We start from the raw sequence: 21,043 nt of genomic DNA on the forward strand, positions 1-21,043 counted from the left end.
AGGAGTTGCCATGACCAAGCCAGACGAACGAGGCTCACGCGACACCGGATCGGATTTGCCCTCAGGCGGGCCCGCTGACCGGCCGTCCGGGGCGTACAAGGGCGACGAGTCCGTTCCCGAACATGGCGAAGCCGAGAAGCCCGACTTCGAAACGGGCTTCACGACAGAACCACCGCGCGACGTGAAACCCGAGGTGCCGCCTTACGAGGGTCGTCAGACGACGGCCAAGCCGGACAGCGGTCAGGGTGATGTGGGCGACGCACGCACCGGCGGTGCGGTGAAACCGACGAGCGAGGCCAGCTCGAAGGACTCTTCGGCCAGCGGCGGAACCACCTCACCCGCGCAGGAACAGCCGGCGTCGCAGGCCCCCGAGACAGGTCGCAGCGACGACGGTGCCGATGCGCCTGCACATACGCCGGGGACCGGGCGCGCCGAGAACAAGCGTTAGCGATTAGTGCACGAAAGTCGGCGCTCAGCGCGGATTTTCGTGCACAAGTCACCACTGATCACGCGGGACGTCGAAGTCGGCGCACAGCGCCCGCCAGACGTCGCGGGGGTCAACGCCGTCCTCGATAGCCTGCGCGGCGGTCCGTCCGCCGAGCCCACTGAGCACGTGGTCGACAAGCAAGGAGGCGCCGCGCACCGAGCCGAACTGGCCGGCGACGAGTTCCTGGAATTCGGTCAGCCGCACGCACCCAACTTACGCTGAGCTCGCGAGCGCTTCATGGCACACCCGTACCGGATCTGCGACATCCGCGGCGCTGGCACCGGCGGCTCGGGCTGCCTGGCGATAGCTCGGCTTCGACAACACCTCGCCGACGGCAGCCGCCAGAGTTTCCGAAGTCAACGGTCGCACCAGCTGTGCACTGCCTTGTCGCACAAGGCGATTCGCGATCTCCCACTGATCCCCTCCGCCGGGCACCACCACCATCGGCACACCGGCGAGCAGCGCCTTGGCCACCAGCCCGTGCCCTCCGCCGCAAATCACCAGATCTGCATGGGTCAGCAGTTCGTCCTGTCGGCCGAGGCCGACCACGGCCCACGGCGGCACCGAGATGTCGGCCCCGCCAAGCCGGGAGACCACCACGCGGGCGCCGTCGGGCAGCGTCTCCCCCGGCCGTAGCGCCTCGAGCGCCAACTCCGCCATGCCGACCGCGCCGGTCACTGCCGTCGACGGTGCGACGACCACGACCGGCCCCGACCCGGGCGGTATCTCCAGCACCGTCTCTGTCGGTTCGAAGTGCAGCGGACCGACGACCACCGCCTCCTGCGGCCAGTCGGGGCGCGGCACTTCGAGAGCGGGCAGCGTCGCGATGAGACGCCGTCGCGGCCCGGGATCGCTTGCGGGTAAACCGATTTCGACTCTGGCCGCCGACCGCTCGCGCAGACCCTGCCGCCATGACCGACCCGACAGCGCCCGCAATGCAGAGTCACGCAGCCGGCCCCGCAGCCCGACACCCGGCGCCAGCCCGCTGCCAAGCGGCGGCAATCCTTTCGACGGCCGGTACAACGGGGAAGGGCTGAGCTCGACCCACGGCAGTCCCATCAACTCGGCCGCCAACCCGCCGCAGGCGGTGATCACATCGGAGACCACGAGGTCCGGCTCCAGCCCGCGCAGTCGCGGCACGTTGAGCACCGCCATGCGCGCTGCGCGTTGATGGATCTTCGCACCGGCGTCGGCGTCGTCGTCGGCGGCGGTGGGGTCGAGTCCGGCGAGCTCGACAGCGCCCAGCCCGGCCTGCCGCGCGGTGTCGAGCCATCGGGTTCCGGTCAGCAGCGTCGGGGTGTCCCCTGCAGCGAGAAACCGAAGACACAACGCAATGGCCGGAAGGGCGTGCCCGGGATCCGGCCCGGCAACCACGGCGACCCGCACTGGCCTACCCTGCCACAACCCCCGACGACTACTCTGGCGGCCATGACTGACCAGGTTTCCGCGGTTGGCTCGGACGTCGACAACGCCCGTACCGTCGAGAATTTTCTCTACGCCGTCCAGGACGAAGACTTCGATACAGCCGATTCCCTGCTTGCCGACCACATCGTGTGGCAGAACGTCGGTCTGCCGACCTTGCGGGGCCGTCAGCGGATCGTGAAGCTCATGCGCCAGGGACAAGGCCGACTCGGCTTCGAGGTGACGATCCACCGCATCGCAGCACAGGGAAACGTCGTGCTGACTGAGCGCACGGACGCGTTGATCGTCGGGCCGGTCCGGCTCCAGTTCTGGGTCTGCGGAACCTTCGAAGTGCACGGCGGCCGAATCACGCTGTGGCGCGACTACTTCGATATGTTCGACATCTTCGTCAAGGCGCCACTGCGAGCGATCGCGGGATTGGTGGTGCCGTCATTGAAGCCGTCGTTCTAGTGGCCGAAAGCCCTTCCCGCACCAAGCCGAACCTGTGGCAGTACATCGGCTACTGCTACGGCCGCCGCCTGCCGGATTCGATGCGGGACTGGGTACGCGAGGACCTCGCGGGCAAGGGCGCGACCGTCAGGACGATGGTGCGCGCGGCGATACCCGCGCTCATTGTGCTTTCGCCGTTCTGGTTCATCCCGATGTCGCTGTATCTCCATCTGAGCACGACGCTGCCGATCTTTATCCCGTTCGTGCTGTTCTCCCATGCGCTGAACAAGGTGTACCGCCGCCATCGGCTCCGTCAGCACGGCCTGGACCCTGCCCTCGCCGACGAGCTCAAGCGCAAGAAGGACGCGCACATCCACGACGCCTACATCGCGAAGTACGGTCCCCGGACAGGCCCGTCCAGTTCGCACGACGTCTAGGCGCCGCGCAGGTGGCCTAGTTCGTCGAAGGCCTGCGCCCAGCCCATCAGCCGGTCGGTGGCGTTGACCAACTCGTCGCGGTAGCGCTGCTGCGACATCGGAGAGCTGGCTGTCGACACCAATTGCGCTGCGGCGGTGACCATCTCGTTGTACTGCCGGGCACCGGAATCGAGCTGGGCGCTGAACGCGGCGATCGTCGGGGTGAGGTGTGATCGCGACTGCGGCGCAGAACTGATCGCGCGCTCCATCGAAACCACTTCGTTGGCGGTCGCCGCCATGGTGGCCGCGGTTTGGTTGGCCGCCGCGGTGAGCTCGCGCAGTTCGTCGGCGGGCAGCATCCGGCCGCGCTCCATCACGCCGAGCAGTGAGAAAAACCCGCGTTCGGAGGCGGCCAAGGCGGCCATCGGCTGTCGGGCCGCAGACCCCCACGGCGGAAGCCGCCTGCCCTCACGTCGTGGTGGCGGCAGCGGTTCGCCTCGCAGCCAGCGATAGCGCAGGAAGGCCAGCGTCGCGAGGAACGCCGCGCCGACCGCGATCGGCGCCGGGATGAACAACGCCCACGCAGGCGTGCTCCACGACGCCAGCAGCGCCGTCACCCCCACCCAGAACACGCTCGAGACCGTGAGAAAAATCGCGAGCCGCAGCGCCCAGCGCCGCTTGCGCATCAATTTGGCCCGCGGATCCGCTGCCGCATTGAGCTTTTGAGCCAGGACATCCGACCAATCCGCGGCGGTGTCGACCCCGCGTTGCACAAGTGTGCGCCATGCTTCTGGTCGACCCGCGCGTGTGTTCACTGCCCCGTCCTACGAAAGTTATTGCGACAGCGGGTTTTCCGGTGTCGCTTGGGTATCCGTCACTGGTGTTGCGGGTGCCGCCGCAGGAGCGCCACCGGCCGGCAGCTGTTCCCCGCGCATCGACGCCCGAATCTGTTCCAACCGGGAATGCCCGGCCATCTGAACGCTGGCCTGCTGCACCTCGAGCATGCGGCCCTGCACTGAGTTCTGCGCCAACTCCGCTGAGCCCATGGCGTTTGCGTAGCGCCGCTCGATCTTGTCGCGCACCTCGTCCAGGCTGGGCGTCGTGCCCGGCGCGGCGATCTCGCTCATCGACCGCAGTGACGCGCTGACCTGCTCCTGCATCTTGGCCTGCTCCAGCTGCGAGAGCAGCTTCGTGCGCTCGGCGATCTTCTGCTGCAACACCATCGCGTTCTGCTCGACGGCCTTCTTGGCCTGTCCGGCCGCCTGCAGCGCCTGATCGTGCAACGTCTTGAGGTCTTCGACGCTCTGCTCGGCCGTCACGAGTTGCGCGGCGAATGCCTCGGCGGCGTTGTTGTACTCGGTGGCCTTGGCGGCGTCACCTGCAGAGGTGGCCTGATCGGCCAGCGTGAGCGCCTGACGGACGTTCACCTGAAGCTTCTCGATGTCGGCCAACTGACGGTTGAGCCGCATCTCCAGCTGGCGTTGATTGCCGATGACCTGCGCCGCCTGCGTGGACAACGCTTGGTGCTGGCGCTGAGCCTCCTCGATGGCCTGCTGAATCTGCACCTTCGGGTCGGCGTACTCGTCGACCTTGGAGCTGAACAGCGCCATCAAGTACTTCCACGCCTTGACGAACGGATTGGCCATCAGATCACTTCCGCCTTCGTGTCGTTGTGTGTGCTGTCTGCCAACTTATCGGTTCCGCGCAGATCGCTACACCCTGTGCGGCCGTTTTGCCGGTCAGGCCACAGCCATCGACACGACCTGCGGGATGACGACCTTCGTCGTGGCGTCGATATTGGCGGTTCCGGCGCGCGGGAGGGCCGCGAGCTCTTCGCGGGCCATCTCCTCGCCCGCGTCGGACAGCACCCGCGACAACGGGATGTCCAGAGCGCCACAGATGGCGCTGAGCAGTTCGCTCGACGCCTCCTTGCGGCCACGCTCCACTTCCGACAGGTAGCCCAGGCTGACCCGGGCGGTATCCGAGACTTCACGCAGGGTGCGGCCCTGGTCGGTGCGGGCACGACGAAGCACGTCGCCGATCACCTCGCGCAGCAATGCCGTCATCATGTCCTCCCTCACTGGGCGTTGATTATTACGGCAACGCTGCCCGGCACCGTGTTGGTTCCCGGACGGCTCAGATCACTGAGATTCGACGAGCGAGCGCAGCCTCGCAATCGCCTCATTCACCGCGGCAACCCTTATTTCCCAGCGTGAACCCGACAGCGCCAGCTCGACGACCTCGGTGTCGACCGGCCCGGCCAGGCCGAGGAACACCGCGCCAACGGGATGGCCGCCGTGCGGCTCGGGGCCCGCCACCCCGGTCAGCCCGACGCCCCAGGTGGCCACGCAGCGCTGCCTGGCTCCCACCGCCATCGCGCGCGCCGTCGGAGCCGCGACAGGCCCGACCGCGTCCAACAGCTGCGGCGCCACCCCCGCCAACGCGATCTTGGTGTCCTCGATGTAGGTGATCAGGCCCCCGCGCAACACCACGCTGGCGCCCGCGACCCCCGCCAGGGTGGCGGCAAGCAGGCCCGCGGTCAGCGATTCGGCGGTCGCGACGCTCTGTCTGCGGCCGGTCAGGTCGGCGATCAGCGCGCGAGCGTCCTCAGTGACCAGCGGGTCGTCCACGCGAATCCTTGACCGCCGACACGACGTAGTCCGCGCCCGTGAGCACCGTGAGCGCCACTGCGGCCCACATCACCACCCATGCGCCGGTCAGCCAGGGCCCGGAGAGCGGAAGCACGAACAGACCGATGGCGACGCCCTGGACGAGCGTTTTCAGCTTGCCGCCGCGGCTGGCCGGAATGACGCCGTGGCGCAGCACCGCGAATCGCAGGGCGGTGATGCCGATCTCACGGACCATGATCACCGCGGTCACCCACCACGGCACGTCGCCGAGCATCGACAGCCCGATCAGCGCCGCTCCGATGAGCGCCTTGTCGGCGATCGGGTCGGCCAGCTTGCCGAACTCTGTCACCATCCCGTAGCTGCGGGCCAGCGCGCCGTCTAATCGGTCGGTGATCACCGCGACCGCGAAGACGATGAATGCGGCTATCCGCCAAAATGTTTCATGCCCGTCGCCGACGAACAACAAGACAAGGAAGACGGGGACCAAAGCCATTCGCACGCCGGTGAGCATGTTGGCGATGTTCGCAACACGGGCGCGCGGAACCACCGGATCGATATCTGGCTGGCCCGACACCGCAACAGAATATCGGTTGCCGCGACAGTTACCCTCGCACGTGTGACTGGAGCGCCTGCGCGGGTTGTCGTCCGGCGTGCCCGCACGTCCGACGTCCCGGCCATGAAAGCACTCGTCGACATCTACTCCGGCAAGATCTTGCTCGAGAAAAACCTCGTGACGCTCTACGAAGCGGTCCAGGAATTCTGGATCGCCGAACTCGACGGCGAACTGATCGGCTGCGGCGCGCTGCACGTGTTGTGGTCGGACCTCGGCGAGATCCGCACCATCGCGGTGCACCCGAAGGTGCGGGGCCAAGGCGTCGGCCACGCGATTGTCGACCGACTACTGGACGTCGCCAGGGAACTCCATCTGTCGCGGATCTTCGTGCTCACCTTCGAGGTCGAATTCTTCTCCCGGCACGGCTTCGAGGAGATCGAGGGCACGCCGGTCACCGCGGAGGTCTATGAGGAGATGTGCCGCTCCTACGACACCGGCGTGGCAGAGTTCCTCGACCTGTCCTATGTGAAGCCCAACATCCTCGGAAATACCCGAATGCTGTTGACGCTCTGAGGCGTACCGTTTCAGGTGTGCGGCGTCGAATAGCGTTCTGTGTCGCGGCGGCCTCGATGGCTGCGGCGGGGTTGCTCGCGTCCGCACCCGCACAGGCCGGCCCACCGCAATGCGGCGACGGCCCGATCGTCATGGCCGGCTGCACGGGGCCTGGCGACTGCACCGCGGTGATCGACAATCAATGCGTCGGGGTCCAGCCGCCGCTGCTCCCGCCGCCGCCGGACGTCAGGGTCGGCCTCGAAGGCGGCATCGGCGTCGGGGCTTAGTCGCCGTCTTCGTCGTCGTCCCCGCCGTTGGCATCCGAGCCGCCACGGATCAACGCCAGCGTCCCGGCCAGTTCGTCGGGCTTGACCAACACCTCGCGTGCCTTGGAGCCTTCACTGGGGCCGACGATGTTGCGGGTCTCCATCAGGTCCATCAGCCTGCCCGCCTTGGCGAAGCCCACCCGCAGCTTGCGCTGCAGCATCGACGTCGAGCCGAACTGGCTGGACACCACCAACTCCACGGCCTGCAGGAACACGTCCATGTCGTCGCCGATATCGGGGTCGACGTCGGTGCGCTCGCTGTTGGGCTTGGCCTTGGTGACGCCCTCGGTGTACTCGGGCTCGGCCTGGTCCTTGCACGCCTGCACGACGTGGTGGATCTCGTCGTCGGTGATGTAGGCGCCCTGCAGTCGCAGCGGCTTGTTCGCGCCCATCGGCAGGAACAGCCCGTCGCCCATGCCGATCAGCTTCTCGGCGCCCTGCTGATCGAGGATGACGCGGCTGTCGGTCAGCGACGACGTCGCGAACGCCAACCGGGACGGCACGTTCGTCTTGATCAGACCCGTGACGACATCGACCGACGGTCGCTGCGTGGCCAGCACCAGATGGATGCCCGCGGCGCGCGCCTTCTGCGTGATCCGCACGATGGCGTCCTCGACGTCGCGGGGCGCGGTCATCATCAGGTCGGCCAACTCGTCGACGATCGCGACGATGTAGGGATACGGCCGGTATTCGCGCTGACTGCCCAGCGGCGCGGTGATCTCACCGGAGCGCACCTTCTTGTTGAAGTCGTCGATGTGACGCACGCGCGACGCCTGCATGTCCTGGTAGCGCTGCTCCATCTCCTCGACGAGCCACGCCAACGCCGCCGCGGCCTTCTTCGGCTGCGTGATGATCGGCGTGATCAGGTGCGGAATGCCTTCGTACGGCGTGAGTTCCACCATCTTCGGGTCGATCAGGATCATCCTGACCTCTTCAGGCGTCGCCCGCGCCAGCAGTGAGATCAGCATCGAGTTGACGAAACTGGACTTGCCCGAACCCGTCGAGCCGGCCACCAGCAGGTGCGGCATCTTCGCAAGGTTGGCCGAAATGTACTCGCCCTCAATGTCCTTGCCGAGGCCGATCACCAGTGGGTGGTGATCGCCACGGGTGGCCGGGTCGGTGAGCACATCGGCCAGTCGCACCATTTCGCGGTCGACATTGGGGACCTCGATGCCCACTGCGGACTTTCCCGGGATCGGCGCCAGCATACGCACGCTCTCGGTCGCCACCGCATAGGCGATATTGCGTTGCAGCGCAGTGATTTTCTCGACCTTGACGCCGGGGCCGAGTTCGACCTCGTAACGGGTGACGGTCGGTCCGCGGGTGCAGCCGGTGACCGCTGCGTTGACCTTGAACTGATTGAGCACCTCGGTGATGGCCTCGATCATCCGGTCGTTGCCCGCACTGCGTCGCAACGGCGGATCGCCTGCGATCAATAGATCCAGCGACGGCAGCGTGTACGGGCCGTCGACCACCCGGTCCACCACGATCGCCTGCTTCTTGGCGGGCTTCTTCTTGCGGGTCTTGACCGTCGGCTCCGGAACCGTTGGCGCCTCGTCGTCGATCGGATAGTTCTCCATCGGCGTGCCGCCCGGCCACGGCTGCGCCTCGTCCTCCTTGTACGACGCCGGGTCGTCGTAGTAGCCGTCCGAGAAGTCTTCGGGCTCTTCGTCGTACGGCCCCTCGTCGTAGTCCTCGTCATAGACCTCACCGCGGAATGCGCGCGCAGAGAACATCCGCTGCAGTGTCGCGGGCACTTCGCGGATGGTCGTGCCGGTCACGAGCAGCACTCCGAACAGCGCACCGATGAACAGCAGTGGCGCGGCAATCCAGGCGGTGAGCCCATCGGACAGCGGGCCGCCGATGGCGAACCCGAGGAACCCTGCGGCGTGTTGACGCTCGGCCGGGCCCATCGGCGAACCCGCCCACAGGTGCCACAGTCCGAGGAAGGGCAGCGTGATCATCGTCGCGCCGAGGATGAGTCGCGGCCGCGCGTCGGGGTCGGGCTCGGTACGCATCAACACGACGGCGATCCCGCCGAGCACGATCGGGACCAGGACGACTGCCGACCCGATCATCGTCCGCAGGACGCTGTCGATCCATCCGCCGACGGGACGGGCGGCGTCGAACCACGAACTGGCGGCGATCACCACGGCGATGCCCAGCAGCGCGAGCGCGATGCCGTCGCGGCGATGGCCGGGCTCGAGGTCACGGGCGCGGCCGACGGACCGGGCGGTCGAACCGGCTCCCTTCGCCAGCATCAACCAGCCGGCGCGAACCCCGCGGCCGACCGTGGCGCCCGCCGACGAAACGGCGGACGGGCTGCGCCGCGGTGCTGGCTTGCGACGGGCTGCCGGGCGGGCCCCACCCCGCGAGCCGGCCTTTGACCTGCTCGAACGGGCACCGGAGCGGGCGGCGGTCTTACTTGGCATGCCTCCCAGCCTAGTCGCAGCGGCCCCATATTCACCATCTGCCACACGGGTCACAGAAACGTATCAATTGGGCGGCTGTGAGGCCCTACGGTGCCGAGATGACCACAACAGAGCCGGCAACGGCCCTTCCCACGTCAAGCAAGGTGCTGTGCGCTGTCTACGCCGTCATCGCGGCGGTGGCCCTGATCGCCACGTGGAGTCAGAACGCCGCTTATTTCGACGACCCGGGAGGCTTCCTGCTCGACTTCCTCAACGACTCGAAGGTCACGCCCGCGTCGCGGTCATTGTCGGCCGACATTGTGCTGTTCTTCCTTTCTGCCGGGATTCTGATGGTGATCGAGGCACGCAAGCACGGGGTGAAGTACGTGTGGGCCTACATCGCCGGCGGTTTTGCCATCGCAATCAGCGTGACGTTCCCCCTGTTCCTGATCGCCAGAGAACTTCGCGTCGGGAGGTCCCAAACCACTCGGTTGGGCGCTGTCGACCTCGTGCTGCTCGCGCTGCTCGCGGTCGTCGCGGTTGGCTCGACCATCTGGGTCGACATGGGCTGACCGAGACGGAAACCCGCTAGGTAGGCTAGGCAACCGTCCAGCACGTACTCAGCGAGGAGTCCCCTGCCCATGCCCATCACTGTCGTCGCCACCATGAAAGCCAAGCCCGAGTCGGTGGACGCGGTCCGCGACGCATGCAAGCAGGCCATCGAAGCGGTGCACTCCGAGCCCGGCTGCGACCTCTACTCGCTGCACGAGGCCGACGGCACCTTCGTTTTCGTCGAACAGTGGGCCGACGCGGACGCGCTGAAGACCCACAGCACCGCGCCCGCGGTCGGCGCACTTTTCGGGACGGTCGGCGAACTGCTCGACGGCGCACCGGACATCAAGATGCTGCAACCCGTCGTTGCCGGTGATCCCGCCAAGGGCCAGCTGCGTCCCTAATGGCTTCTCTCGCAGGCAAAGTCGCGTTCATCACCGGCGCTGCCCGCGGTCAAGGCCGTGCCGAGGCGGTCCGGTTGGCTGCTGACGGCGCCGACATCATCGCCGTCGACATCTGCGACCAGATCGCTTCGGTGCCCTATCCGATGGCCACTGCCGACGACCTGGCCGCCACGGTCAAGCTCGTCGAGGACACCGGCGCGCGAATCATCGCGCGGGAGGCCGATGTTCGCGACCAGGCGTCGTTGGCCTCTGCGTTGCAGGCCGGGATAAACGAGTTGGGCCGACTCGACATCGTGGTCGCCAACGCCGGAATCGCGCCGATGGAGTCTGGCGCGGAAGGCTGGCGAGACGTCATCGACGTCAACCTCACCGGCGTGCACAACACGGTCGAGGCAGCGATGCCGCGCATGGTCGAGCAGGGTGAGGGCGGATCGATCGTGCTGATCAGTTCCGCTGCGGGGCTGGTCGGGATCGGCGGTGGCGACCCGGGATCGCTTGGCTACACGGCAGCCAAGCACGGCGTGGTGGGACTCATGCGCGCCTATGCCAATCACCTTGCGCCGCACAGTATCCGCGTGAATTCGATTCACCCCAGCGGTGTTCTGACGCCGATGATCGACAACGATCACACCCGCCAGTGGCTGTCCAACATGCTCGCCCAGTCGAAGCAGCCACCGGACATGGGCAACGCGATGCCGGTGCAGGTGCTCGATCCGGAGGACATCGCGGCCGCGGTGGCGTGGCTTGTCTCTGACGAGGCCCGCTACATCACCGGTGTCACGTTGCCCGTCGACGCAGGTTACGCCAACAAACGCTGACCATGGCGCGAAATCCCGCTGCGCAGACCGCCTTCGGCCCGATGGTGCAGGTGGCCATCGAGCAGTACGAACCCGCCGCGCGCCGTCTGGTCACCGACGACCTTGCCCTGTCCTTCCTGCCAACCGGCCAACGCGCGTTGGTCCGCGCGATGCGGTGGCCGCTGTTGCGTGGGATGACGATATCGGCGGGCGAGCGGGCAGTGCCAGGGTCGTGGGCGCTGATCGCGTGCCGCAAGCGGTTCATCGACGACAAGCTCGGCGAGGCGCTCGCGAGCATCGATGCCGTCGTCGATCTGGGCGCCGGCATGGACACCAGGGCTTACCGGCTAGCGCGACAGTCCGACGTCCCCGTCTTCGAGGTCGACCTGCCGATCAACATCGAGCGCAAGAAGTCCACCGTACAGCGAGCGATTGGCGCGGTTCCCGCGTCAGTTCACTTGGTGCCGTTGGATTTTGAGCGTGACGACCTGATGAAGACGCTGAGCGCGCGGGGCTACCGTGAAGACGCGCGCACGTTTTTCATCTGGGAGGGTGTGACGCAGTATCTGACGGAGGACGCGGCGCGGGCCACACTGGATGCGCTTCGAGCCGCACCTGCGGGAAGCCGGCTGGCGTTCACCTATGTGCGCAGGGATTTCATCGAGGGTACGAACCTGTACGACGCCGCGATCCTCTACAAGAAGTTCCGGCAACGCCGGCAGGTGTGGCGCTTCGGATTGGATCCCGACGAGGTTTCGGGGTTGCTGGCCGAATACGGGTGGCACCTCCTCGAGCAGGCCGGGCCGGAGTACTTCCAGCAGCACTACATTCGGCCGTCCGGACGGAATCTGGGCGCCTCACAGCTGGAGTGGTCGGCCTACGCGGAGAAGCGCTAGCCGACCGCTCATGGCGTGTCTTGCCAATGCCTGGCCAACGGCGTGCCGCTGAACTTCTCCAGCATCACGCGAGAGAATGCAAGCAGCGCGCTGCGCGGCCGGTGGTTGACGACGATCTGCTGCGTCTGACCGGCGTCGTTGAAGTTCACCAGAACGATGACACGGGTGTGCACGCCACGGATGTCGGTGGTGTAGATCTCCAGGAAACCGTCGTCGCCGCAAGGTCCGGCGTAGTTGAATTGCTGGTTGTCGTAGAGCTCTTTCGCCGCAACGACGATCGACCGGACATCCGCCGCTCCATGCGCAGCACCATCCATTGCCGCCGCCTCGAGAGTGGCGTCCTCGGCCAAATTGTCGAGCCACTCCGGGTAGTAAGGCTTGCCCATGTATGTCATGCCGCTCCTCCCTTAGATGACGATGTTGCGCTGGGCACCTTCAAGATAGTTCCCGGCCCGCGATGGCGTTTGGCATCTGCCCGGCAGCCCCCAATCCCCTAGCGGGACCGGCTTCTGAAATCCCTAACGGCATCCCGCGGACCTAGGCTCTGATCCCGTTTCGCCAGTTCAGCACTGCACGCCAATATTTCAATCATGTACTCCGAGCAAGAAACGGCGACCGCAGTGTTGCGGTCACGCGCGCCTCGGATCGTCACTGTCTACCGGGTGCGCATCGGGCACTCGTACGCGGCGTGCTCATGTGGTTGGTCGGCGCGCCCGCGGGTCTTGAAAGCCGCGGCATGCCAGGACGCATGGCTGCACGCGGCCGACAGTGACTGCGACGTCAACGTCCCGTTGGTGATTCCTGCGAATTGATGTCCCGCGATCGCCGCGGTCAGATTTCAATGACGGTCGGGACGATCATCGGCTGGCGGCGGTAGGTCTCCCCGACCCACTTGCCGACGACGCGACGCACCGCCTGCGCGATCCGCGTCACTTCGGTGATGTTCTCTGAGGCAAGGAATTCCAGCTCTTCTTCGACCTTGGCCGCCACCGGCTCCAACGCCTTCGGATCCTCGGAGAAACCTCGCGAGTGCAGATGCGCGGGGGCTGCCGGCTTACCGGTGCCGCGGCGCACCACGACCGTCACGGCGATGAATCCCGACGAGAGGACGAGGCGCTCACCCAGGGTTGCATCGCCCACGTCACCCGTGATCAAGCCATCGACGAACATCTTTCCAGTTGTCACCGCACCCGCGATCGACGCCCTGCCCGCCACCAGGTCGACGCTTACGCCGTTCTCCGCCAACATGATCGCGTCCGGCGACACGCCAGTGCGCTGCGCCAGCCTGGCATTGGCCCGCAGCATCCGCCACGTGCCGTGCACCGGCATCACGTTGCGCGGGCGCACCGCATTGTAGAGAAACAACAGCTCGCCGGCGTACGCGTGCCCCGAAACATGGATTCGCGCTTGAGCGTTGGTGACGACACGAACGCCGATCTTGGCCAAGGCATCCAGCACACCGAAAATCGCCTCTTCGTTACCCGGGATCTGCGACGACGACATGATGATGAGATCACCAGACGTCAGCGTGATGCTGCGGTGCTCACCACGCGACATCCGCGACAACGCGGCCATCGGCTCACCCTGCGTCCCGGTGGTGACCAGTGTGACCCGCTCGGGCGCCATCATCTCCGCCGCGCCGATGTCGATTACATCGTCGTCTGCGACCCGCAAATAGCCGAGTTCCTTCGCAATCCCCATGTTGCGCACCATCGACCGGCCCACGAACGCCACCTTGCGGCCTAGCGCCACTGACGCATCGATGATTTGTTGCACACGGGCGACATTGGAGGCGAAGCACGCGACGATGACCCGGCCCTCGGCGCCGCGGATCAGTCGGTGCATGTTCGGCCCGATCTCGCTCTCCGACGGACCGACGCCAGGAATCTCGGAATTCGTTGAGTCGCAAAGGAACAAGTCCACTCCGCTGTCGCCCAGCCGCGACATGCCAGGCAGGTCGGTCGGCAAGTCGTCCAGCGGCAACTGGTCGAGCTTGATGTCCCCCGTGTGCAAAACGGTGCCCGCGCCGGTGTGTATCGCGATCGCCAAGCAGCCCGGAATCGAGTGGTTGACGTGGAAGTATTCGCACTCGAACACGCCGTGCCGGGAGCTCTGCCCCTCACCTACCTCCACGAACACCGGCTTGATCCGGTGTTCGCGGCACTTCTCGGCCACCAGCGCGAGGGTGAACTTCGAGCCGACCACCGGAATGTCGGCTCTCAGCTTGAGCAGGAACGGAATCGCACCGATGTGGTCCTCGTGCGCATGCGTCAGCACCAGCGCCTCGATGTCGTCCAAACGGTCTTCGACATGTCGAAGATCGGGCAGGATCAAGTCGACCCCGGGCTCGTCGTGCGTCGGGAACAACACGCCGCAGTCGACGATCAACAACCGGCCGAGGTGCTCGAAAACCGTCATGTTTCGGCCGATTTCGCTGACTCCGCCCAGCGCGGTAACCCGCAACGCCCCTGGGGCCAAGGGCCCCGGCGGTTTGAGTTCTTCGTTCACTACCGCAACACCGCGGCGGCACGCATGTCGGCGGCCAGCGCTTCGACTTGGTCGGGAGTGGCCGGGATCTGAGGCAATCGAGGATCGCCGACCTCGATACCCTGCAGGCGCAGTCCAGCCTTGGACAGGGTGACGCCACCGAGGCGCGCCTGCGCATCACTTAGGGGCCCGAGCGTGACGTTGATCTTGCGGGCCGTCGCGACGTCTCCAGAGTTGAACGCGGACAACATGTCTCGCAGCTGACCGGCGGCCAGATGGCCCCATACGCTGACGAAGCCGACGGCACCCATCGCGAGCCAGGGCAGGTTCAGCGCGTCGTCACCCGAGTAGTACGCGAGTCCGGTCTCGGCGATGATCTGCCCGCCGCCGTGCAGATCGCCCTTCGCGTCCTTGACCGCGACGATATTGGGATGCTGCGCCAGCGTGCGCATGGTCTCCCACTCGATCGCGACGACCGACCGCGGCGGGATGTCGTACAGAATCACGGGCAGATCGGTGGCGTCGGCCACCGCGGTGAAGTGCGCGAGCAGCCCCGCCTGCGGCGGGCGCGAGTAATACGGCGTCACGACCAACAGGCCGTGTCCGCCCTCCGCGGCGCAGGCCTTCGCCAGATGCACACTGTGAGCGGTGTCGTAACTGCCCGCACCGAGGACGATCCGCGCCCGGTCACCGACCGCCTCCAGCACTGCCCGCAGCAGCGCGATCTTCTCGTCGTCGGTGGTGGTCGGCGACTCTCCCGTGGTGCCATTTAGCACCAGGCCGTCGCAGCCGGAGTCGACAAGGTGGGTCGCAAGGCGGGCCGCGGCGTCCGTGTCCAGCGACCCGTCGGGCTTGAACGGAGTGACCATAGCGGTTAGCACGGTGCCCAAACGGGCGGTCACGTCGAATCCGCTGGTACTCACGCGCCACAGATTACCCGCTCGACCTCACGGTTCCGTAGCTATATACGCCCGGCGGCGTCACGCCTCGGTCGCCAGCGGCGACGTGGCCACTTCGCTCCCGTCAGCCAGCGTGGATATCTCGAAGTCGGAGAAAACCTGGGGGGCGACAGCGATGAGCTGGCGCAAACACTCGATCGCGAGGCGGCGAATCTCGACGTCGGCGTGCTCGCTGGCTCGCATCGCGATGAAATGTCGCCAGGCCCGGTAGTTTCCGGTCACCACGATGCGCGTCTCGGTCGCATTCGGCAGCACTGCGCGGGCCGCCTGCCGCGCCTGCTTGCGTCGCAGCACCGCGTTCGGCTGGTCGGCGAATTTCGCCTCCAGCCGGGACAGCAACTCGGTGTAGGTCGCCCGGCTGGCGTCGGCCGCCGCGGTGAAGATGTCCTGCAACTCCTCGTCGTCCTCCATGCCCGGCGGCACCACCACCTGCGCGTCGTGCTCGGGGACATATCGCTGCGAGAGCTGTGAATAGGAGAAGTGCCGGTGACGGATCAGCTCGTGGGTGCACGACCGCGAGATGCCGGTGATGTAGAACGTCACCGAGGCGTGCTCGAGCACCGAGAAGTGCCCGACATCGATGATGTGGCGCAGGTACGCGGCGTTCGTCGCGGTCTTCGGATTCGGCTTTGACCAGCTCTGGTAGCAGGCTCGCCCGGCGAACTCCACCAGCGCAGGGCCGCCGTCGGCATCGGTGCTCCACGGCACGTCCGGCGGCGCCAAGAACTCGGTCTTGGCGATCATTTGCACGCGTAGCGGCGCGGTCTCGGCCACGGGCACACCCTAACGTGACGCTCGCCGATGTGGATTCAGTCGGTGAGCACGCCGGCGCGGTGCATCGCCGTGGTGATGAGCTCGAAGTCGATCGCACCATGATGGCGCGCCAGCTCGTCGGCGTCGTCCCCGCGGCCGTCGGCAATGGCCCGCACCAACTGCTCGTGTTCGTGCAGCGCCCGTAATTCCATGCCGCGCATGGTCGATGGCTCACCCCACAGATGCGCGGGGGAACCGATACTCACGGTGGCCTTGAGGTCGAGCAGCACCTGCTTGAGGACGTCGTTGTGGGCGGCGTCCATGATCGCGAGGTGGAACCGGCTATCGGCCTGCTGCGCCGCCAGACCGCTCTCGGCCGTCCGGTAGGCCTCGAATCTGGCTTGCAGCACAGACACATCGTCGTCAGATCGAGACTCCGCGGCCGCGCGACAAACCGTGCCCTGCAGTCGGCAGATCGCGTCGCAGCGGTCACGTAGGTCGTCGAGTCGCGCCCGCAGGGTGCGGCCCACCACGTCGGTCGATGACTCCGGCCACTGGTCGAGCACATACGACCCGCCGCCGCGACCCCGGCGCGTTTCCAACAGGCCCCGCTCGACGAGGCGCGCCAGCGCGGCCCGGACCGTCATCCGCCCGGCGCCCAGCGACGCGGCGAGATCGCGTTCGACCGGCAGCCGGGCACCGGGCAGGTATTCACCGATCGCAATCGCGGTGATCAGCCGGTCGGTGACCTCGTCGACCCGGGACGAGGTGTCCAGCTGCTGTTGGAGCAGCCCCGGCAGTTCCCTGTCACCTGCGGGTGCTCCGTTGTGCGCCATCTGCAAATGTTAAATCTCGGTCAATGGTCTTGTCATGAGACCTTTACGGGTTCATGCTGAGCGCCATGGCTTCTACGACCAGGCTGGTCCCGTTCCGTGGCTACGAAACCTGGGTGCAGATCACCTCGCCCGACGATGCACGCAGCGGAGCCCTCCCCTTGTTCGTCCTGCACGGCGGCCCGGGAATGGCGCACAACTACGTGCGAAACATCGCCGAACTCGCAGGCGAGACGGGCCGCACCGTCATCCACTACGACCAGATCGGCTGCGGCAACAGCACGCACCTGCCTGACGCCCCCGCCGACTTCTGGACGCCCGACCTGTTCGTCGACGAGTTCCACACCGTGCGCGAAGCACTGGGCATCGACGAGTACCACCTGCTCGGCCAGTCGTGGGGCGGAATGCTCAGTGCGGAGATCGCGGTGCGGCAACCGCCCGGGCTTGCGTCGCTGTCGATCTGCAACTCCCCGGCTTCGATGGAACTGTGGATGGCCGGTTGCGCGGAGTTGCGAGCACAACTGCCTGCAGAGACGCAGGCCGCGTTGGACCGTCACGAGCAGGCTGACACCGTCACCGATCCGGAGTACCTGGAGGCGACCAACGAGTTCTACCGTCGCCACTTGTGCCGGGTCGACCCCGTGCCGCAGGACCTGGTCGACACGATCACGCAGATGGAGGCCGAGCCGACGGTCTACCACACCATGAACGGCCCCAACGAGTTCTACGTCTGGGGCACCCTGCGTGGCTGGAGCATCATCGACCGGCTGGCCAAGATCACCGCACCGACATTGGTGATCGCAGGCGAGTTCGACGAGGCGACACCCGCGGCCTGGCAGCCCTACGTCGATCACATCGCCGACGCGACAAGCCACGTGTTCAGCGACGCCAGTCACTGCTCACATCTGGAGAAGCCCGAGGAATTCCGCGCTGTGGTCGCCGACTTCCTCGCCAGCCACGACGCGGTAGCCCGCATCTAGCCCACCCCTCACATCCCGATAGGACGCTCATGGACGCTCAGCGCACGCTCGAATCCTTCGGCTACAAGCAGGAATTGCATCGCTCGGTGGCCACCGTCGACCTACTCGTCTACGGGCTCATCTTCATGGTGCCCATTGCGCCGTGGACGATCTTCGGTGTCGTCTACAACAGCGCCGGGGGCATGGTGCCGTTGGTGTACCTCATCGGCCTGATCGCCATGGTGTTCACGGCGATGGCGTACGCGCAGATGGCCAAGTCGTTCCCGTTGGCGGGGTCGGTGTTCTCGTATGTTGGCCGCGGAATCCATCCCGGCGCAGGCTTTTTCGCCGGGTGGGCGATCTTGCTGGACTACTTGCTGATACCGACGCTGCTGTACGTGTTGGCCGCCGAATCGATGATCGGCTTGTTCCCCGGGACGCCGAGATGGATGTGGGCGCTGGTGTTCGTCGCCGTCAACACCGTGATCAACCTGCTCGGGGTCGACTCGCTGAAAATCGCCAACCGGCTGTTCCTGGCGCTCGAGTTGGTCTTCCTGGGGATCTTTGTGGTGATCGCGGTGCGCGCCATCAACGGCGACTCGCTGCCCAACGTGCACTGGAGCACCACGCCGATCTGGAACCCCGAAACTGTCAGCGCACCGTTGATCGCCGCGGCGCTGTCGATCGCGGTGTTGAGTTTCCTTGGCTTCGACGGCATTTCGACACTCGCCGAGGAGTCCACCGGCGAGAAGAATCCAGCCGGCAAGGCGATGATCGGCGCGCTGTTCATCGTCGCGTTCTTCTTCATCGGTCAGACGTGGTTGGCCAGCCTGCTGGCGGGCGGACGGGAATCGTTCAGCGATGACGAGGCGGGCAACGCGTTCTTCAAACTGGTCGAGGCGGCGTCGAGCACCGGTTGGATGAATGCGTTCTTCGTCGTCAACGTGCTTGCCGTCGGTTTCGCCAATGCGATGGCCGCGCAGGCAGCCACCAGCCGGCTGCTGTACTCGATGAGCCGTGACCGCCAGCTGCCTGGCTTCCTGTCGAAGGTCAGCTCCCGCCAGGTGCCGATGGCCGCGATCCTGGTGGTGAGCGCGATCAGCGTCGTGCTCGTGCTGTTCTTCGTCGGGCAGATCGCGTTGATCTCGTCGCTGGTGAACTTCGGTGCGCTGTTTGCCTTCTGCCTGTTGCACGTGTCCGTCGTCTGGTACTACATCGGGCGCAAGAAGTCGAAGAACTACCTGCTGCACCTCGTTGTGCCGACGCTCGGTTTCCTGATCATCGGGTACGTGCTGTTCAACGCGGACGCCCTGGCGAAGATCGGCGGCCTCGTGTGGCTGGTTGTCGGCACGGTGGTGTTCATCGTCAACACGGTGCGCGGTCGAGGCGTGCCGGACCTCAGCGAGGAACGCACAGTGCGCGGCGAAGGCATCACCCCAGAGCCCGCGACAGCTGCGCCGTCAGATCACCCCGGTCCCCAACGGTGACATCAGAGAGCCCCAGCCACGACGCCATCGTTCGCAGTTCCGTAGCCATGGCCTTGGCGACCCGCGACTTGTCTTGACCGGGTTCGGCAAACGCTCCGACGACGTTCAGCGCGTCGCGGGTGCGCTCGGCCTTGAGGTCGACGCGGCCGACGAGTTGTCCGTCGAGCAGGAAAGGCCATACGTAGTAACCGAATTGGCGCTTGGGCGCGGGAACGTAGATCTCGATGCGGTAATGGAAATCGAACAGCCGCTCCACCCGGGGCCGAAAGAAGATCAACGGGTCGAACGGGCATAGCAGCGCCGTCCCGCGATCGCGTCTCGGAATGCTCTGACCCGCAGGCAGATACGCCGGCGCTGACCAGCCGTCGACCTCGACCGGCTCCAACTCCCCATCGGCCACGAGTTTGGCGATCGCAGGCTTCGACCGTTTCGGAGACAGCCGGAAGTAGTCGCGGATATCGGTCTCCGTTCCGACACCGAGCGCCGTGGCCGCCCTCAGCGTGAGCTCTCGCACCGCTTCCTCGTCGTCGACCTCGCGGGCCACCACCTCCGGCGGCAGCACGTTTTCGACGAGGTCGTAATGGCGGGCGAACCCGATGCGGGTCTCCGTCGTCAGCACTCCGGCCGAGAACAATGCCTCCGTCACCCATTTGGTGTCGCTGCGGTCCCACCATGGGCCCTTCTTGCCGGGGCGCTCTTCGCCGACGTACTGCTCGATCTGCCCGGCCGTCGACGGACCGTGCTTGGCGATCGCAGCGACGATGTCGTCGGCGAGCCGCTTCCGTTTCTTGACGACCTCGGTGCGCCACCGCCCGTGGGTGTACTCACGCATGCGCCATCGCAACAGCGGCCAGTCGTCGACGGCCATCAACGCGGCCTCGTGCGCCCAGTACTCGACGAGCAGCCGAGGCGAACGCGTGGTGTGGCTCCACGCGGCACGGTCCAGCACGTCACGGTCGTAGGGTCCGAGCCGGCTGAACACCGGCGAATAGTGGGCGCGCACCGCCACCGACACCGAGTCCAGCTGCAGCACCTGAATGCGTGAGATGAGCCGCCGCAGATGCGCACGGGTGACCGGGCCACGCGGCTTCGGCTCGGCGAAGCCCTGGGCGGCGACGGCGATGCGACGCGCCTGGGCGCCCGTCAGAGTCGGCGGCATCTCGTCATCGTGCAGCACACCACCGACAAGTGCCTACCGGGACTCACGGTGGTAGCTGTCGAACCGATAGCGCAATCCGGAGCTGCTGGTGAGCCGGTCTCCAGACGTACCCAGCCAGCTTTCGTCCAGCACCGGGGCGACGGCGTCGGCGTCTTGGCGCGGAAGATCGATCTCCACCTCGGTGACCTCACACCGCGTCGCGATCGGCAGTGCGAGCGCGTAGATCTGCGCGCCGCCGATCACCCAGATGTCGTCGTCGTCGGTGAGCGCGTCGTCGAACGACGGGACGACCCGTGCGCCCTCGGCCCGGTAATCGGCTTGCCGCGTGACGACGACGTTCCGGCGCCCCGGCAGTGGCCGAACCTTGGCCGGCAGCGATTCCCACGTCAGCCTGCCCATCACCACGGTGTGGCCCATGGTGAGGTCTTTGAACCGCGCCTGGTCCTCGGGTAGCCGCCATGGGATGCCGCCGTCGCGACCGATGACACCTGAGGTGGACTGAGCCCAGATCAGCCCGACGGTCCCGGTCAT

27 protein-coding genes are annotated in these 21,043 nt (G+C 66.3%); 12 read left to right on the forward strand and 15 right to left on the reverse strand.

Annotated features, from left to right (window positions below; all coding sequences use genetic code 11):
* The first annotated feature begins 10 nt into the window (after positions 1–10).
* Positions 11–448: a hypothetical protein gene (locus GGC64_RS02960; RefSeq protein WP_192720949.1), complete on the forward strand. Its 438-nt coding sequence runs from the start codon at positions 11–13 to the stop codon at positions 446–448.
* Positions 449–496: 48 nt separating this feature from the next.
* Here GGC64_RS02960 and GGC64_RS02965 read toward each other — a convergent pair whose 3' ends face one another.
* Positions 497–691, reverse strand: coding sequence for a DUF3046 domain-containing protein (locus tag GGC64_RS02965; RefSeq protein ID WP_192720950.1), 195 nt, complete (start codon positions 689–691; stop codon positions 497–499).
* 9 nt (positions 692–700) lie between these two features.
* Positions 701–1,873 carry a nucleotide disphospho-sugar-binding domain-containing protein gene (locus GGC64_RS02970; protein ID WP_192720951.1) on the reverse strand — a complete coding sequence of 391 codons (1,173 nt, stop codon included), beginning with the start codon at positions 1,871–1,873 and terminating at the stop codon, positions 701–703.
* 42 nt (positions 1,874–1,915) lie between these two features.
* On the opposite strand from GGC64_RS02970, the gene GGC64_RS02975 reads away from it, so the two are divergent.
* Both GGC64_RS02975 and GGC64_RS02980 read left to right on the forward strand, forming a co-directional pair.
* Positions 1,916–2,359 carry a limonene-1,2-epoxide hydrolase family protein gene (locus GGC64_RS02975; protein ID WP_192720952.1) on the forward strand — a complete coding sequence of 148 codons (444 nt, stop codon included), beginning with the start codon at positions 1,916–1,918 and terminating at the stop codon, positions 2,357–2,359.
* Positions 2,359–2,775: a DUF5313 domain-containing protein gene (locus GGC64_RS02980; protein WP_192720953.1), complete on the forward strand. Its 417-nt coding sequence runs from the start codon at positions 2,359–2,361 to the stop codon at positions 2,773–2,775. The genes GGC64_RS02975 and GGC64_RS02980 overlap by 1 nt, the downstream gene beginning before the upstream one ends.
* Here the strand turns inward: GGC64_RS02980 and GGC64_RS02985 are convergent.
* From GGC64_RS02985 to pgsA, 5 genes are all read right to left on the reverse strand, one after another.
* Entirely contained in the window at positions 2,772–3,569 is a 798-nt protein-coding gene (locus GGC64_RS02985; RefSeq protein WP_192720954.1) for a hypothetical protein, read from the reverse strand. The genes GGC64_RS02980 and GGC64_RS02985 overlap by 4 nt on opposite strands.
* Positions 3,570–3,587: 18 nt before the next feature.
* Entirely contained in the window at positions 3,588–4,400 is an 813-nt protein-coding gene (gene pspA, locus GGC64_RS02990) for a phage shock protein PspA (RefSeq protein WP_192720955.1), read from the reverse strand.
* Between the two features lie 93 nt (positions 4,401–4,493).
* Positions 4,494–4,820, reverse strand: coding sequence for a transcriptional regulator ClgR (gene clgR / locus GGC64_RS02995; protein WP_192720956.1), 327 nt, complete (start codon positions 4,818–4,820; stop codon positions 4,494–4,496).
* 75 nt (positions 4,821–4,895) lie between these two features.
* Complete coding sequence (locus tag GGC64_RS03000; RefSeq protein ID WP_192720957.1) at positions 4,896–5,384, reverse strand: nicotinamide-nucleotide amidohydrolase family protein; 489 nt, start codon at positions 5,382–5,384, stop codon at positions 4,896–4,898.
* Positions 5,362–5,958: a CDP-diacylglycerol--glycerol-3-phosphate 3-phosphatidyltransferase gene (gene pgsA / locus GGC64_RS03005; protein ID WP_192720958.1), complete on the reverse strand. Its 597-nt coding sequence runs from the start codon at positions 5,956–5,958 to the stop codon at positions 5,362–5,364. Before pgsA ends, GGC64_RS03000 begins: the two co-directional genes overlap by 23 nt.
* 42 nt (positions 5,959–6,000) lie before the next feature.
* Here pgsA and GGC64_RS03010 point away from each other — a divergent pair, with 42 nt between their 5' ends.
* Together GGC64_RS03010 and GGC64_RS03015 are read left to right on the forward strand one after the other, a co-directional pair.
* Complete coding sequence (locus GGC64_RS03010; protein ID WP_192720959.1) at positions 6,001–6,510, forward strand: amino-acid N-acetyltransferase; 510 nt, start codon at positions 6,001–6,003, stop codon at positions 6,508–6,510.
* A gap of 17 nt (positions 6,511–6,527) precedes the next feature.
* Positions 6,528–6,776, forward strand: coding sequence for a hypothetical protein (locus GGC64_RS03015; protein WP_192720960.1), 249 nt, complete (start codon positions 6,528–6,530; stop codon positions 6,774–6,776).
* On the opposite strand, the gene GGC64_RS03020 is transcribed toward GGC64_RS03015, so the two are convergent.
* Positions 6,773–9,247, reverse strand: a complete 2,475-nt coding sequence (locus tag GGC64_RS03020; protein WP_192720961.1) for a DNA translocase FtsK — start codon at positions 9,245–9,247, stop codon at positions 6,773–6,775. The two genes, GGC64_RS03015 and GGC64_RS03020, sit on opposite strands and share 4 nt — an antisense overlap.
* A gap of 98 nt (positions 9,248–9,345) precedes the next feature.
* On the opposite strand from GGC64_RS03020, the gene GGC64_RS03025 reads away from it, so the two are divergent.
* The 4 genes from GGC64_RS03025 to GGC64_RS03040 all read left to right on the forward strand — a co-directional run bounded on the left by GGC64_RS03025 (position 9,346) and on the right by GGC64_RS03040 (position 11,875).
* Complete coding sequence (locus GGC64_RS03025; RefSeq protein WP_192720962.1) at positions 9,346–9,798, forward strand: DUF2834 domain-containing protein; 453 nt, start codon at positions 9,346–9,348, stop codon at positions 9,796–9,798.
* Between the two features lie 69 nt (positions 9,799–9,867).
* A complete protein-coding gene (locus GGC64_RS03030) occupies positions 9,868–10,182 on the forward strand; it encodes a putative quinol monooxygenase (protein WP_192720963.1) in 315 nt (104 codons plus the stop codon).
* The gene (locus tag GGC64_RS03035) at positions 10,182–11,000 is read left to right on the forward strand and encodes a mycofactocin-coupled SDR family oxidoreductase (RefSeq protein ID WP_192720964.1); all 819 of its coding nucleotides are present in this window, start codon (positions 10,182–10,184) and stop codon (positions 10,998–11,000) included. The genes GGC64_RS03030 and GGC64_RS03035 overlap by 1 nt, the downstream gene beginning before the upstream one ends.
* Before the next feature lie 2 nt (positions 11,001–11,002).
* Positions 11,003–11,875 carry an SAM-dependent methyltransferase gene (locus tag GGC64_RS03040; protein ID WP_192720965.1) on the forward strand — a complete coding sequence of 291 codons (873 nt, stop codon included), beginning with the start codon at positions 11,003–11,005 and terminating at the stop codon, positions 11,873–11,875.
* Positions 11,876–11,883: 8 nt separating this feature from the next.
* On the opposite strand, the gene GGC64_RS03045 is transcribed toward GGC64_RS03040, so the two are convergent.
* Positions 11,884–12,270, reverse strand: a complete 387-nt coding sequence (locus GGC64_RS03045; protein ID WP_192720966.1) for a hypothetical protein — start codon at positions 12,268–12,270, stop codon at positions 11,884–11,886.
* A 195-nt stretch (positions 12,271–12,465) separates the two neighbouring features.
* Here GGC64_RS03045 and GGC64_RS03050 point away from each other — a divergent pair, with 195 nt between their 5' ends.
* Positions 12,466–12,687, forward strand: coding sequence for a hypothetical protein (locus GGC64_RS03050; protein ID WP_192720967.1), 222 nt, complete (start codon positions 12,466–12,468; stop codon positions 12,685–12,687).
* A 19-nt stretch (positions 12,688–12,706) separates the two neighbouring features.
* On the opposite strand, the gene GGC64_RS03055 is transcribed toward GGC64_RS03050, so the two are convergent.
* The 4 genes from GGC64_RS03055 to GGC64_RS03070 are packed head-to-tail and all read right to left on the reverse strand — an operon-like array spanning position 12,707 to position 16,910.
* A complete protein-coding gene (locus GGC64_RS03055) occupies positions 12,707–14,383 on the reverse strand; it encodes a ribonuclease J (RefSeq protein ID WP_192720968.1) in 1,677 nt (558 codons plus the stop codon).
* Positions 14,383–15,285, reverse strand: a complete 903-nt coding sequence (dapA, locus tag GGC64_RS03060; RefSeq protein ID WP_192720969.1) for a 4-hydroxy-tetrahydrodipicolinate synthase — start codon at positions 15,283–15,285, stop codon at positions 14,383–14,385. Before dapA ends, GGC64_RS03055 begins: the two co-directional genes overlap by 1 nt.
* A 57-nt stretch (positions 15,286–15,342) precedes the next feature.
* Entirely contained in the window at positions 15,343–16,095 is a 753-nt protein-coding gene (thyX, locus tag GGC64_RS03065; protein WP_192720970.1) for an FAD-dependent thymidylate synthase, read from the reverse strand.
* A 35-nt stretch (positions 16,096–16,130) separates the two neighbouring features.
* A complete protein-coding gene (locus tag GGC64_RS03070) occupies positions 16,131–16,910 on the reverse strand; it encodes a FadR/GntR family transcriptional regulator (protein ID WP_192720971.1) in 780 nt (259 codons plus the stop codon).
* 65 nt (positions 16,911–16,975) lie between these two features.
* Here GGC64_RS03070 and GGC64_RS03075 point away from each other — a divergent pair, with 65 nt between their 5' ends.
* Together GGC64_RS03075 and GGC64_RS03080 are read left to right on the forward strand one after the other, a co-directional pair.
* The gene (locus tag GGC64_RS03075) at positions 16,976–17,887 is read left to right on the forward strand and encodes a proline iminopeptidase-family hydrolase (RefSeq protein WP_225951147.1); all 912 of its coding nucleotides are present in this window, start codon (positions 16,976–16,978) and stop codon (positions 17,885–17,887) included.
* 29 nt (positions 17,888–17,916) lie between these two features.
* Positions 17,917–19,353 carry an APC family permease gene (locus GGC64_RS03080; RefSeq protein WP_192720973.1) on the forward strand — a complete coding sequence of 479 codons (1,437 nt, stop codon included), beginning with the start codon at positions 17,917–17,919 and terminating at the stop codon, positions 19,351–19,353.
* Here the strand turns inward: GGC64_RS03080 and GGC64_RS03085 are convergent.
* Both GGC64_RS03085 and GGC64_RS03090 read right to left on the reverse strand, forming a co-directional pair.
* On the reverse strand, positions 19,298–20,512 hold the full coding sequence (locus GGC64_RS03085) for a winged helix-turn-helix domain-containing protein (RefSeq protein ID WP_192720974.1): 1,215 nt from the start codon (positions 20,510–20,512) through the stop codon (positions 19,298–19,300). The two genes, GGC64_RS03080 and GGC64_RS03085, sit on opposite strands and share 56 nt — an antisense overlap.
* A gap of 33 nt (positions 20,513–20,545) precedes the next feature.
* Entirely contained in the window at positions 20,546–21,043 is a 498-nt protein-coding gene (locus tag GGC64_RS03090) for a dihydrofolate reductase (RefSeq protein WP_192720975.1), read from the reverse strand.

The organism is Mycobacterium sp. OAS707 (assembly GCF_014873705.1).
Lineage (GTDB): Bacteria > Actinomycetota > Actinomycetes > Mycobacteriales > Mycobacteriaceae > Mycobacterium.